The organism is Alicyclobacillus herbarius DSM 13609, assembly GCF_000430585.1.
Classification (GTDB): Bacteria; Bacillota; Bacilli; order Alicyclobacillales; family Alicyclobacillaceae; genus Alicyclobacillus_G; species Alicyclobacillus_G herbarius.
In genome coordinates, this window is sequence record NZ_AUMH01000037.1 from 1 (window position 1) to 12,670 (window position 12,670).

Annotated in this window: 12 protein-coding genes and 1 tRNA gene; 1 reads left to right on the plus strand and 12 read right to left on the minus strand. The window is 57.7% G+C overall.

Going from position 1 to position 12,670, the window contains the following annotated elements; all coding sequences use genetic code 11:
- Window positions 1-1,225: 1,225 nt before the first annotated feature.
- From H522_RS0115665 to guaB, 11 genes are all read right to left on the minus strand, one after another.
- Complete coding sequence (locus H522_RS0115665) at window positions 1,226-2,452, minus strand: SNF2-related protein (protein WP_026963044.1); 1,227 nt, start codon at window positions 2,450-2,452, stop codon at window positions 1,226-1,228.
- Window positions 2,436-2,711 (minus strand): hypothetical protein, encoded by a 276-nt coding sequence (locus H522_RS0115670; RefSeq protein ID WP_026963045.1) that lies wholly within the window; start codon window positions 2,709-2,711, stop codon window positions 2,436-2,438. Before H522_RS0115670 ends, H522_RS0115665 begins: the two co-directional genes overlap by 17 nt.
- Window positions 2,712-2,844: 133 nt before the next feature.
- Window positions 2,845-2,923 (minus strand) — tRNA-Arg (locus H522_RS0115675).
- Window positions 2,924-3,116: 193 nt separating this feature from the next.
- On the minus strand, window positions 3,117-3,569 hold the full coding sequence (locus tag H522_RS19920; protein ID WP_051344360.1) for a hypothetical protein: 453 nt from the start codon (window positions 3,567-3,569) through the stop codon (window positions 3,117-3,119).
- A gap of 187 nt (window positions 3,570-3,756) precedes the next feature.
- Entirely contained in the window at window positions 3,757-4,080 is a 324-nt protein-coding gene (locus H522_RS0115685; RefSeq protein WP_026963046.1) for a hypothetical protein, read from the minus strand.
- Window positions 4,077-5,366 carry a serine--tRNA ligase gene (serS, locus tag H522_RS0115690; RefSeq protein ID WP_026963047.1) on the minus strand — a complete coding sequence of 430 codons (1,290 nt, stop codon included), beginning with the start codon at window positions 5,364-5,366 and terminating at the stop codon, window positions 4,077-4,079. Before serS ends, H522_RS0115685 begins: the two co-directional genes overlap by 4 nt.
- A gap of 213 nt (window positions 5,367-5,579) precedes the next feature.
- A complete protein-coding gene (pdxT, locus tag H522_RS0115695) occupies window positions 5,580-6,167 on the minus strand; it encodes a pyridoxal 5'-phosphate synthase glutaminase subunit PdxT (RefSeq protein WP_026963048.1) in 588 nt (195 codons plus the stop codon).
- A 49-nt stretch (window positions 6,168-6,216) separates the two neighbouring features.
- On the minus strand, window positions 6,217-7,101 hold the full coding sequence (gene pdxS, locus H522_RS0115700; RefSeq protein ID WP_026963049.1) for a pyridoxal 5'-phosphate synthase lyase subunit PdxS: 885 nt from the start codon (window positions 7,099-7,101) through the stop codon (window positions 6,217-6,219).
- A 60-nt stretch (window positions 7,102-7,161) separates the two neighbouring features.
- Window positions 7,162-7,299, minus strand: coding sequence for a hypothetical protein (locus H522_RS21635; RefSeq protein WP_155836499.1), 138 nt, complete (start codon window positions 7,297-7,299; stop codon window positions 7,162-7,164).
- A 56-nt stretch (window positions 7,300-7,355) separates the two neighbouring features.
- Window positions 7,356-8,585: a D-alanyl-D-alanine carboxypeptidase family protein gene (locus H522_RS19925; protein ID WP_162143521.1), complete on the minus strand. Its 1,230-nt coding sequence runs from the start codon at window positions 8,583-8,585 to the stop codon at window positions 7,356-7,358.
- Window positions 8,586-8,761: 176 nt separating this feature from the next.
- The gene (gene guaB, locus H522_RS0115715; protein WP_026963050.1) at window positions 8,762-10,231 is read right to left on the minus strand and encodes an IMP dehydrogenase; all 1,470 of its coding nucleotides are present in this window, start codon (window positions 10,229-10,231) and stop codon (window positions 8,762-8,764) included.
- 149 nt (window positions 10,232-10,380) lie between these two features.
- Between guaB and H522_RS0115720 the strand changes: the two genes are divergently transcribed.
- Window positions 10,381-11,325: a YaaC family protein gene (locus H522_RS0115720; protein WP_026963051.1), complete on the plus strand. Its 945-nt coding sequence runs from the start codon at window positions 10,381-10,383 to the stop codon at window positions 11,323-11,325.
- Here H522_RS0115720 and H522_RS0115725 read toward each other — a convergent pair.
- The gene (locus H522_RS0115725; RefSeq protein ID WP_026963052.1) at window positions 11,304-12,482 is read right to left on the minus strand and encodes a glycerate kinase; all 1,179 of its coding nucleotides are present in this window, start codon (window positions 12,480-12,482) and stop codon (window positions 11,304-11,306) included. The genes H522_RS0115720 and H522_RS0115725 overlap by 22 nt on opposite strands.
- Window positions 12,483-12,670: the final 188 nt, after the last annotated feature.

A 12,670-nucleotide genomic window follows, 5' to 3' on the forward strand; every position in this document is an offset into this window, starting at 1 on the left:
TGTGCCGCCAGCCCCAAGCAGAACCCGACGTGCGGATTTCCCGCATCGGGCTCCCCAGAACGATTCGCGATCGTGACTCGTCAGACATTCGAATGCAGCAGTGTCGGGTACGGGAGTTCAAACCATGACCGGTTCGACAGATAGCTCCAATATAATCGGTGTCGCTGGCTTCTGCGCCGGAGCGACCGTATCCATTGAAGTTGCACCTGAGACCGGATATACTCTAGCTTCGGCTTACAATGGTGGAGCGAGAAATACTGGTAGAACCCAGTTAGCATTTGGCTCAGTTGCCGCTGTTGGTCTCGTCGCTTCCAGTGACTGTGTTTCTTGAGCCAGTCGTGGACTCGGTCGACCGTTGGGATTCCGAGGGGCCGGGTTTTCCCGTTTCCCTTCGGAATCTCCACTCTCCTTACAGGTGGGGCTTTGTAGCGATTGTCACGGAGCCTGTGCCATATGTCTTTGGTTCTTTCCACCAATTGAGATTCGAATTCCTTCGTTGTCTCCCCGTCGACGCCACTGGCACCCTTGCGATTCATCCTCTTCCATGTTTCCTGCAGAAACTCCGGCGTGATGATATGTGCCAATGAAGTGAATCGCGTTTTCTTGTCTTGTCGAGCCTTCTCAGCTATCCTGCTCAGTTTTGTTGACATGCTTCCCCTACCTCTGCGTGTAGTGCATGTTTCCTTGAGAGGAACTCGTTCTGTCCTGCCGCTTCCCCCTGTACGTGGCTTTCCCACGCTCCGAGTACTACCAGCAGGTCCGACTTCCACCGCGGCGTCCGCCTCCCTGTGGATGGTCCTTTCAGTCGGCGTACTCCGTATCCGAAGACCACGGTGGATCTCCCGGGTTCCGTGGCCCTTCCATTTTCCGCCATGCCGTGCTCTCAGACCCCGCCGAGGTCTCCATCCCCATCGCCCGTATCGGGAATCTACTGTAGCCTTCCAAGTTTTCGACCTTGTCGGCCCTCGGTTGTTCTCACGAGGCTCAATCGCTTCACTTGCGTTACGGCCTGGACGTCGCTCTGTCTACGCTTAACCTGCGTCGTTACCTTCGCAGGCCCAAGACTCGATTGCGGGTAGGGCGGCTCGTTCCCTTTTCCCGCGCAGGAATTTCACCTGCTGGAAGTGCCCGGCTTAGCCCGGCGCACCGAAAAATCCCCGAAAGTCCGCGCCACTATAAGGAAAACTAGACATGTGTCGGGTGTCGGGTTATAAGGCGCTCGCAGTTAATATGAATCCAGAGTAACCACTTCCGCCCACTCTGGCAGCAAAAGTGTCTTTAAATCTTTTGTAGTCTGTTCCTTCCGTTGCAAAACGCCAGGCCACAGCATGTAGAACACGTCTGCCTTTGGACGTGATGGGTCAATGTGATCCGTACGGGCAATAGCTTGCGTAATGGTGCCGGGTGTCCAGTCGTATCCGAATACCGCGCAAGTTTTTGCACGACTGAGATCCAGACCCTCTCCGGCGGCCCAGAAGGTGCAGACGAGGACATCCACCTTCCCGGCTTGAAAGTCGTTGACGATCTTGATTCTCGATTTCGGAGACTGGTCTCCGGTAATGGGCTTTCCGCCTAATTCTTTGGCCAGTTCCTCAGCAGTTTCGCGGGTGTCCGCGAATACGACCATAGGTCGAGGCATGCGTTTTAGACGCTCTAGCGCCTCTTCACGGTCTTCGGAGTGGACGGTCGTGATATTCCTGTCGTAGTCCTTCCTGCGCCACATCAAGAGGTCCGCTGTGTCCTCTAAAAACCGTTCCTCGTTGAGCAGGACGATCTTCCCGGACTTCCACACATACACGTCATCAAATTGTTTCTTGCTCGGAAACCACGAGGGACGGACGAGATGGAGCAGCCCATAGATGTCGTCTACATAGTCCGGGAACGGAGTTGCTTCAAGGCATAACGTACGCTCACGCTGTATCTTCTCTAACTTTCCGTAGCGGGATATGGTCGCATGTTTGAAATGCCTTGCCTCGTCTACGATGAGCAAGTCGGTACGATCTGGGTATTCTTTTGCATCCTTGCTGACGACTTGATACGTTACGATATCCGTCCCGAATCGCTCGACGTGACGTTTCCACTGTCCAACCAGAATGGCGGGACAAATGATCATGCAAGTCATATGCCGATCTTCGCATGTAGCGATGGCCTCAGCCCATCCGATGGAGGACACGGTTTTACCCATACGAGGTGCATCCGCCAGGACTCCACCGTGCCAGAGTTTCCGAACGACCTCCTGCTGATGTGGCAGAAGAAAAGAGGGGAGGAGGATGTCGTCAGGCGTCTCAAACGTCTGATATTGGACTTTGAAACCCAATTTCTCCGCCTCCCGGAGCACGCTCGGAGCATCCGGCAAATCGACGACATCCTTGAGGATACCTTGTTCTTTGAGAACGGGATCCAACCTTACGCGCGCGCCGCGCAGCCACTTGTATTCAATCGGCAGTATCATCGGTTGATTCCTCCTGTTCATCGGTTTTCTTTCCCACGCGCTGCAGGCGAGCAGGAGGCCGGTGAAACCATTCGGTTGCGCTAAAGAAGATCAGCACATCGGCATTGTTGTTTTCTGCCCATTCGGTGATTAGCTCACGAATGGTTTCGCGTTCGTCGTCCGTTCCGTACCACATCGGCGTATAGCGAATCGTCTTGCCATGAATGATAGCTGCGACTTCCAATGGGAATGCCAGCGACGGAGGCAACTGTATGACCATTGATTATGGCTCTGTTTGGTGGTATAGAAATTAGACAAGACCGTTGCTGCTGAATCCTTCACAAACCACAAAAAAGCACCCCTCCGTAGGTTGGAGGGGTGCTCGTGCCTTGAAACCCCATGGTTCGTTCTTTTGGTGCACCCGGAGGGACTCGAACCCCCGCAAGACGCGGTTTAGGAAACCACCGCTCTATCCGGCTGAGCTACGGGTGCATGTTCACCGGACCATCAAGCCTTGCCCTGTCACTATAATATGGAACAGGTTGATGCGTCCATTCCCTTTCATTATACAAATCCGCCCGTGAAAAGACAAAGGAAAAACCTTGCCGTGTCAACGCCGTTGTCAGCCCGCCGTCCGGCCAAGGCATGGGAGCTCGCCCTGCCGACGGCTTCGCCCAGCCGCCTCTTATTTCCGCAGTCCCCGCACAAGGTTCAACAGTCGCGGCGTCTCCAAATCGCGCAGCGCAATGCGGACAAACCCGTCGTGCGTCTCTAGTTCACGGATGCCAAGACGCACACCAAACGGCTGCAAAATCAGCGGCACGTTGAGCCGGAGCGCTTGCTGCAGCACCTCTACGCCCTCTGGGGCATCCTTCACGGCTTCGCGCAGTTGGCGCTCAATGATGGCGGGCGGAATCGAGACCAGTTTATGAGCCGTCACCTCAATCGACACTTCTTCCGCATTGGGGCTCGACGGCTTCGCCACAAAGTCGACATTCCAAAACAAAAACCGCAGCTGTCCATGGATGCCGAGGCGGTCTATACTAGTAATCACCAGTTGACTGTCGGGAATGAATTCCCGAAGCAGTTCGTTCAGGTCCTCGACCGTAATATCTAGCGTCAAGTGTGTGATGCGCACAGACCCATAACACCTCGGCTTTATAATCAGTCATCCTACGGGCGGCTGGCGATCCGGACGTATCCCGCCACAGAAACATATCCCGCCACTAGACAATGTCTTGCCATCGTACGGCGTCTCACCGCGGCTAGCCGTATACTTAACCGCGTACGCATGTCCTGCCGGGCTCCTATCCATGGCGTTCCCGTCAGCTTATTCCGTCTGCGGTTTCATCGGCGCTCCTATGGACCTTCCCCTCACCCTGCCGACGCCGGAACTGCAAACGCTGATACGACTTTACCGCAACGAGAATCAGGAACCCATAGCCCGTGGCCACCAGGAGGGCGCCGATAATCACAGCGGCGAGCCCGGTGGCCACCACGGCCATGAACAGTCCAAATAGAATCAGCGCAAACGTGATGAACACCGAACGCCCAAACGCAATCCGATTGAGCGCCCGGTGTTGTATCGGAATGCAGACGGCCAGGCACGCCACGAACAAGAACGCCAGCACCGCCCACAGCCAGGTCATGCGCGTGCCCCCTCCGGCTCAATGACCTCTACACCCATGTACGGAACCAATGCCTTTGGGATGCGGACACTGCCGTCCGCCTGCTGGAAGTTCTCCAAAATCCCGGCCACCGTGCGTCCCACGGCCAGCCCCGACCCGTTGAGTGTATGCACAAACTCTGGCTTGGATGACTCATCGCGGCGGAACCGCAGGTTCGCGCGGCGCGCTTGGTAGTCCTCAAAATTCGAGCAGGAACTGACCTCCCGGTACCGACCCTGCGCCGGCATCCACAACTCCAGGTCGTACTTCTTCGTCTCCTTGTCGCCCAAATCCCCCGTGCAGATGTTGATGACCCGGTACGGAATCTCCAGTGCCTCCAAGATGTCCGCGCAGTCTTGCACCAGGGTTTCCAGTTCGGCGTACGAATCCTCCGGCCGTACCAGCTTGACCAACTCCACCTTCTGGAACTGGTGCAAGCGGATTAACCCGCGCGTGTCCTTCCCGGCCGATCCGGCCTCCGACCGGAAGCATGCGCTGTATCCGGCGAACTTCACCGGCAGCCGCTCCGCATCGAGAATCTCTTCCCGATAGTAGTTGGTCAGCGGCACCTCGGCGGTCGGAATGAGATAGTACGGCAGCCCCTCGAGCTTGAACATGTCCTCGCCAAACTTCGGCAGCTGCGCGGTCCCTATCAAGCTTTCCTCGTTGGCGATAAAGGCCGGAAACATCTCCTCGTACCCGTGCCGCTCGACGTGAAAGTCGAGCATAAAATTCGCCAAGGCCCGTTCCAACTTGGCGCCTAGGCCCTTATATATCACAAAGCGCGATCCGGCCACCTTCGCGGCCCGCTCGAAGTCGGCGATGCCCAGGTTGACCGCCAGTTCCCAGTGCGGCTTCACATCAAAGTCAAACTGAGGGACATTCCCCCAGTGGCGAACCGGGACGTTGTCCTCCTCGGATTCACCGTCCGGAACCGATTCGTGGGGCATGTTGGGGATGCGCAGGAGCTGGTTTTGCACCGCCGCCTCCCGCTCCCGGACCGTTTCGTCAAGCTGCTTGATGCGTTCCGAGACCCGTTTCATCTCGGCGATGTCCGAACTCGCGTCCTCACCCTGCTTTTTCTTGCGGGCAATGGCTTCGGATGTCTTGTTACGCAGGCTCTTTAAGCGTTCAACCTCGGTCAAGGCTTGGCGCCACTGTTCGTCGGCGGTAAGCAGATCGTCAATAAGTGCGGGGTTTGCGTGTTTACGCGTCAACCCGGCCTTAAACGCGTCCGGATTGGCCCGAATGGCGCGGATGTCGAGCATGTGAAGATTTTCCTCCATTCCTACGGCGTCAGTTGGTTCGAGCATATCAAACGTGGATGCAGGCGGCAACTAGACAACCGATAAGGAAAAACGGCGCCCTGTGGACGCCGTTTTCCTGCCTGTCTGGCGTAAAACACGTTGACTATGCAACACGTTGACAATGCGTGTCTCAAAAAAGAGCGAGTACTCCTCTTTCCGGACAACCTGTACGCGTTACACAGCCACGTGCGTGTGGCCCTCAATCAGCTTCAAGAAATACTGATGCAGCCGCGTATCGTCCGTCAATTCGGGGTGGAAGGACAAGGCCACCAGGTTGCCTTCGCGCACGGCCACGATGCGGTCTTGATAGCGTGCCAGGACGCTCACGCCCTCGTCGACCTCGACCACGTGCGGCGCCCGAATGAACACCGCCGGAAACGGTGTATCCCCAATCTCCGGGATGTCCAACTCGGCTTCAAAGCTCTCCCGCTGCCGACCGAACGAATTCCGGTCAACCTCAATGTCCATCAAGGCGAGGTGCGGTTCTTCGCCACCGTGGATGCGCTTGGCCAGGACAATCATACCCGCGCAGGTCCCAAGCACCGGTAACCCATCTCCCGCCAGTTCCCGAATCGGCTCAATCAAGTGATACTCGCGCAACAGGCGGCCAATGCTGGTGCTTTCCCCGCCTGGAATCACCAGACCATCCAGTGAATCGAGGTGATCCACCTTCTTCACCAGCACCGTCTCAGCGCCAAGAGAAGAGAAAATCCGTTCATGTTCGCGAAACGCACCCTGCAGAGCGAGCACACCGATCTTCATCGCAACCAACCTCGGTTCTCCAAGAAGTATCGAAACGAATAAGACCTCATTACCAGCCGCGGACGGCCATGCGTTCCTCATCGCGAAGGGTGTTTAGGTCAATGCCCTTCATCGGTGTCCCCAGACCCTTGGACAACTCCGCAATCAACTCATAATCCTGATAATGCGTGGTCGCTTGGACAATCGCCCGCGCGTATTTCTCCGGGTTTTCCGACTTGAAAATGCCAGATCCGACAAACACGCCGTCCGACCCCAGTTCCATCATCAGCGCCGCATCAGCCGGGGTGGCCACACCACCGGCGGCGAAGTTGACGACCGGCAGTTTGCCGAGGCGATGGACCTCCAGCAGCAGCTCATAGGGCGCCCCGATGTTTTTCGCTTCGGCGACCAGCTCATCCTCGGACATTGCCTGCACCTTGCGAATCTGCGCCTGCATCATGCGCTGGTGCTTCACCGCCTCGACAATGTTGCCCGTACCCGGTTCACCCTTGGTACGGATCATCGAAGCGCCTTCGGCGATACGGCGCAGGGCTTCGCCCAAATCGCGGGCACCGCACACAAACGGGACCGTGAATTCACGCTTGTTGATGTGGAACTTGTCGTCCGCCGGCGTCAAGACTTCGCTCTCGTCGATGTAGTCGACTCCGAGCGACTCCAGAACCCGTGCTTCGACAATGTGCCCAATACGGCACTTGGCCATGACCGGAATCGAGACCGCCTTCATGACTTCTTCCACAATCGTCGGATCCGCCATGCGGGCGACCCCGCCAGCCGCGCGGATATCCGACGGCACCCGCTCCAGCGCCATGACGGCGCACGCGCCGGCCGCCTCCGCAATCTTCGCCTGTTCCGGCGTCACCACGTCCATGATGACGCCACCCTTCTGCATTTCCGCCATACCGCGCTTCACGATTTCCGTGCCCGTCTTGGCCATTGAACAGACCTCCCTTTCTTTTCGTATCCACCCAACATCCGTCAGGGGGGACCAGCCGGTTTATCGTGTCCCTTGCCGATCCGCTTGCTCCTTCTCCATTTTACGCAGATACGCGCGCGTCATAAAGAACGCGCCCGCGAGAAACAGAATGACGAGGATACTGCAGATAATGAACGATCCCAGCAACCACCAAGGCACTTTGCATCGCCCCTATCCACCGCTACGCGTCCATTATAGCAAGCGGGCCGGAAACCCTACAGGCGATGCGCCAGGTTGCTGAACCAACTCCCGATGCTTCGCGTCAGACGAGCCAACCAACTGGCCTTGCCATCCGTCTGTGCCGCGACGACCGGTTCCTCTGCGACCATTTTCCCGTTGACCACATACTTGAGTGTACCCACCGACGCCCCTTTTGCGATAGGAGCCGAAAGCGAGGACGACTCTAGCTCCAGGGTTCCGTGTACCCCTTTCGGGACTGCCACCACCAGGTCGTTCTTTGCCGCTACCGGCAGGCGTTGGCTCTTCCCGTTCTTGACGAATAGAGTCTGCGACAAGGTCTTGCCGGCCGCAGCGACTTTGTCTTCGACAAAGTTATTGAAGCCCCAGTCGAGGAGTTTCTTCGTATCCGCAAACCGCTCTTGGTCGGACGGATCGCCCATGACGACGCTAATCAGGCGTTCCCCGTTCCGCTCCGCGGTCCCAACAAAACAGAACCCAGCTTCGCTGGTGTACCCGGTCTTCAGTCCGTCCAGCCCCGGGTAGCGACCGAGCAGCTCATCGGTATTCCGCCACGTGTTGTTTTTTCGTACGGTAACCCGCGGTTCCTTCGTGAAGTTCAAGATGCCCGGGTAGTTCGTGACCATGTAGCGAGCCAGGACGGCCAGGTCGCGGGCCGTGGTATAGTGATTTTTCTCCGACAATCCGTCCGGATTCATGTAATGTGTATGAGTTAAGCCCAGCCGCTGGGCTTCCTCGTTCATCATTTGCACAAATCCCTGTTTGTCGCCGCCTAAGTCATCTGCGACTGCGACCGTCGCGTCCGCGGCTGACAATACCGCGATAAATTCCATCATGTCGCGGAGCGTGAAATGTTCACGCGGATCTAGGTATGCGTTGGATACGTCGGGCGTCGTGGCAATCTTGTAGGCATCCGGAGTGACGGGGACGACGTCATTCCACGCCGCCTTTTTGTGTTTCACGGCCTCCAGCACCAACAGCATGGTCATCAGTTTCGTGGTCGAAGCGGGAGCCCGCTCCTCGTTCGGATTCTTGCTATAAAGAATCTGGCCGCTGGCAGCATCCATCAGCACCGCCGATTTTGCAACAATCGTTGGTGCTTTCGCCGGCGCACTGACCGTCGTTGACGCGGGCACCGCAGCCTTGGTTCCTGCGGCCTGCGCTGTGATGAACGGTGCCGTCGAGCCGGCCAGAAGAAGACCCGTAACCCCCAACCAAATCCACCTGTGTCGCTTCCTCGTCTTCACGGAAACCCGAATCCCTCCCATCGCCTATACAAACAGAATTAGTATAGCATAGGCCCGAAAAACAATAGGATGGCGAATTTCGGAATTTGAGCGCCGGTACACGCCGGTAGATTCCTCCATTCGCCATACCGGAGGGATTCAGATAGAGGTCTTTGAATGTATGTCCGGACTACCTCTTAAATGCTGTAGTTGGGAGCTTCTTTGGTAATCTGCACATCGTGCGGATGGCTCTCTCGGAGACCCGCCGCCGTAATCCGGATAAACTGCCCGTTTTCCTGCAAGTCGGCGATGGTCGGCGTGCCGCAGTATCCCATGCCGGCGCGCAAGCCGCCCACCAACTGATAGACGATCTCGGACAGTGGGCCGCGATACGCGACGCGTCCTTCAATCCCTTCAGGGACCAATTTTTTCGTGTCTTCCTGGAAGTAGCGTTCCCCGCCGCCTTCCTTCATCGCCCCGAGGGATCCCATCCCGCGGTAGACCTTGAATCTCCGCCCTTGGAAGATCTCCGTCTCACCAGGGCTCTCTTCCGTACCGGCAAACAGGCTGCCAATCATCACGACGTCGGCACCGGCCGCGATGGCCTTGACAATGTCGCCCGAGTACTTGATGCCGCCATCGGCGATGATGGGGATGCCGCGCTCCCGCGCCGCGGTCGCGCAATCGTACACCGCCGTGACCTGTGGCACGCCAATGCCGGCCACCACACGCGTCGTACAGATGGAGCCAGGACCAATCCCAACCTTGACGGCATTGACGCCAGCCTCAATCAAGTCCAGGGTTGCCTCTGCTGTGGCCACGTTGCCGGCGATAATCTGCAGGTCTGGGTACTTGGCCCGGACTTCTTTGACCGCCTGCAGAACGCCCTTGGAATGCCCATGCGCGGTGTCGATGACAATGACATCGGCTCCCGCGTGGACAAGGGCCTCTACCCGGTCGTACATGTCTTTAGAAATCGATACGGCAGTCCCGACCAACAGGCGGCCATGAGCGTCCTTCGCCGCATTGGGGAACTGTTTCGCCTTTTCAATGTCCTTTATTGTGATGAGTCCCTTGAGCACCCCGTTGTCGTCGACCAAAGGCAGTTTTTCAATTTTGTGCTTCTGGAGGATTTCTTTCGCTTCTTGAAGGGTGGTGCCGACCGGGGCCGTCACCAGGTTTCCGTGTGTCATTACTTCCCGGACTGGTCGGCGAAAGTCTGGTTCAAAGCGGAGGTCGCGGTTGGTGATGATGCCGACCAGTTTTCGGTCAGGCCCGTCCACGACCGGGACGCCGGAGATGCGGTATTTGGCCATCAACCGCTCCGCGTCCTCAATCGGATGCTCGGGCGTCAGATAAATCGGATCCGTAATCACGCCACTTTCGGATCGCTTCACTTTGTCGACTTCTTCCGCCTGGGCCTCGACGCTCATATTCTTATGAATGATGCCAATACCGCCCTCACGCGCCATCGCGATGGCGAGCGCCGCCTCCGTGACGGTGTCCATCGCCGCGCTGGCAAGTGGAACGTTCAAACGAATGTCGGTCGTCAAACGGCTTGATACGTCAACATCCCTGGGCAACACTTCCGATTTGGCAGGCACCAGGAGGACGTCATCGAAGGTCAAGCCCTCCTTCTGGAACTTGCTATACCATTTGCTCTCCACATGCATCCCCCTAACGCTTGGCAACACGGACGCGCCGGACCGTAAGCCCGACGCCAGCGATGGTATAATTGCGGTTTGTCCCGTGGATATTACGCGTAGTATAGCAACCACCCAGAGGAGTGTCAAACCGGGGACAATGGACGACCGAAATGGACATTCGCAAGCTGCAAAGTGAGGCATTGAGCCTGCGCCTGTTGCGCCGGCTGCATCCGGACGTGGATTCCGCACAACTGTATGCGGCGGCAGCCCGAGTGGCGTCGACCGCGCGGCAGGCGGTGCAGTTTGTGGGGGGCCTCGAAAACATCCGGATCGAACTCGCGCCATTGCTCCGGTACTATGAGTGGCTGCACTGGTTGAAGGTCTTATTGTACTTGTTTGATTTACAATTTCCCAGGTCTACTGCTGTTTTGCAGCACGGGCTATCCGTGCGCAGACAAAAGCGGCAGGGCTACCGCTGGCCACTGGAAGCCATCACGGTGCACCGGGACGGCGTGCTGCAAGAATGCGTACGTATCCTGCAGCCGGAAGAGTCGTTTGAGAACCGCCTCATTGTCGGGGATTTACTCGGCAGTTTGCCCGGGATGACGAGTGTACTGCGCGAGTTTTATAAGCCCTTCCAACACGCCTATGAACTTAAGGCCTCCGAATCGCCGGATTGGCGTCTCGTGGATAGGGAGATTGCCGCCAACCACTCCCTGACCGTCGACGAGTGGCTGACGGGGTACCAGGCGGGTCCGGTGATCCCCCCGTCTACCCCTCGTCCAAAGGCCGATCCGCCCGGCCTCCTGTATGTTCCGGCTCCTCGCCGTGAACACCCGCTGCGACGGGAGTTTTTACGCCGAACCTTCCTGCTCGACAAGCCGCGCCATCGCGACTGGCTCGCGCACTACGCCATCCTGTACTCCTTGTCCGCCTTATGCCGGTACAATCCGGTGGAATGGTCGGACATTGTCCTCTGGCAAAACGAAGTGGACGCCTTGCTGGTGAGAGAGTACCTGGCCCTCCCTGAGATGCGGATCGAAATTGTCGAAGACCTGTTGACCGAAGGCCCTGCGAAGGCGGTTATGTTCGGCTACCGTGATGCGCCGGCTTGAATCAAGCGAGCGATGCTCCAGGCGGTACGGTACAGATACTCGCCTGCATGCATCATTGCCTCCTCTAGGGATATGGGCCCGGGTGTAATGGCGTGGATGCTGATAAATTCCTGCTGCAGTCGTTCCCAGCCGTCTCCCACCCCACCCGACACGAGCACGGCCGGAACGCCGTAGGTGCGAGCCAACCGCGCCACAAACACCGGCAGCTTCCCGCGGACCGTCTGCCCGTCGGTGCGGCCCTCCCCAGTCACCAACCAGTCGGCGTCGACCAAGGATTTTTCCAAGCCAATCGCATCCGCCACGAGTCTTGCGCCCGATTCCATCTTCCCGCCAAGCACTTGCAGCGCGAAACCCAGTCCGCCGGCTGCCCCGGCCCCAGGTCGAGCAGCGTACGATTCGTCTGCGCTTGAGCGTCCGCACGCTGCCTCCACGCGCTTTGCGTACTCGGCTAAGGCGGCATCCAGACGACGCATTTGTTCCTCGCTCGCCCCTTTTTGCGGACCGAATACAAAGCTTGCCCCTTCCGGGCCACAGAGCGGGTTATCCACGTCACTGGCGATCCGAATGTCACACTCGGCAAGGCGTTTATCAACGCTGTCCATACGCACGGTGGAGACCTGTGTTACTCCCTTGCCGGTAGGTGAAACAGGGCGACCTGTGGTGTCCAGGAAGATTCCCCCTAGCGCCTGCAGCATGCCGAGTCCACCGTCGTTGCAGGCGCTCCCCCCCAGACCGACAATGAGCTTCCTGTAACCGGCGTCCAATACAGTTCGAATGGCCTCGCCAAGCCCGGCGCTGGTCGTCTGCTCAGGGTCTCGTTCATGTTTAGCCAACATCGGTAATCCGCAAATGTTGGCCACTTCGAGTACCGCCGTTTCACCGTCGGCCAAAACCCCGTAAAAGGCCTCCACCGGCTTTCCTAGCGGGCCCGAAACCGTGATAGCAACCCGTCGGCCACCGGTCGCAGCCACCAGGCTGTCGACCGTGCCTTCTCCCCCGTCCGCCATGGGCGCCTTGACCAGGTCCAACTCACCAGCCTCGGTGCCATTTCTGCCTGCATCCTTCCATACGTCCGTGAACGCCCTGGCGATGACGTCGGCCACCTGTAGGGCCGACAAACTCCCTTTATACGAATCGGGTGCAATGACAATCTTCATTCTGCGTAAGCTATCCCCCTGAAAACCTATCTGCCAATTGCCACGACGAGTTGACGCGCGAGTCGATAGACCCCTATGGCTATAGAAGCGTATTCATAGACGTACTTTTATTGATCATCCTACCATACGAAAGGTGCAATAGACGCAAAAAAACACCCTGAGATGAGTCCTGCTCACCTCAGGGTGCT

What these genes read in the sequence shown, in the direction of transcription:
- H522_RS0115665 (WP_026963044.1), bottom strand. Translation starts at nt 2,452, where the DNA reads ATGATACTGCCGATTGAATACAAGTGGCTGCGCGGCGCGCGCGTAAGG.
- H522_RS0115670 (WP_026963045.1), bottom strand. Translation starts at nt 2,711, where the DNA reads ATGGTCATACAGTTGCCTCCGTCGCTGGCATTCCCATTGGAAGTCGCA.
- H522_RS0115685 (WP_026963046.1), bottom strand. Translation starts at nt 4,080, where the DNA reads ATGACCTGGCTGTGGGCGGTGCTGGCGTTCTTGTTCGTGGCGTGCCTG.
- serS (WP_026963047.1), bottom strand. Translation starts at nt 5,366, where the DNA reads ATGCTCGACATCCGCGCCATTCGGGCCAATCCGGACGCGTTTAAGGCC.
- pdxT (WP_026963048.1), bottom strand. Translation starts at nt 6,167, where the DNA reads ATGAAGATCGGTGTGCTCGCTCTGCAGGGTGCGTTTCGCGAACATGAA.
- pdxS (WP_026963049.1), bottom strand. Translation starts at nt 7,101, where the DNA reads ATGGCCAAGACGGGCACGGAAATCGTGAAGCGCGGTATGGCGGAAATG.
- H522_RS0115720 (WP_026963051.1), top strand. Translation starts at nt 10,381, where the DNA reads ATGGACATTCGCAAGCTGCAAAGTGAGGCATTGAGCCTGCGCCTGTTG.
- H522_RS0115725 (WP_026963052.1), bottom strand. Translation starts at nt 12,482, where the DNA reads ATGAAGATTGTCATTGCACCCGATTCGTATAAAGGGAGTTTGTCGGCC.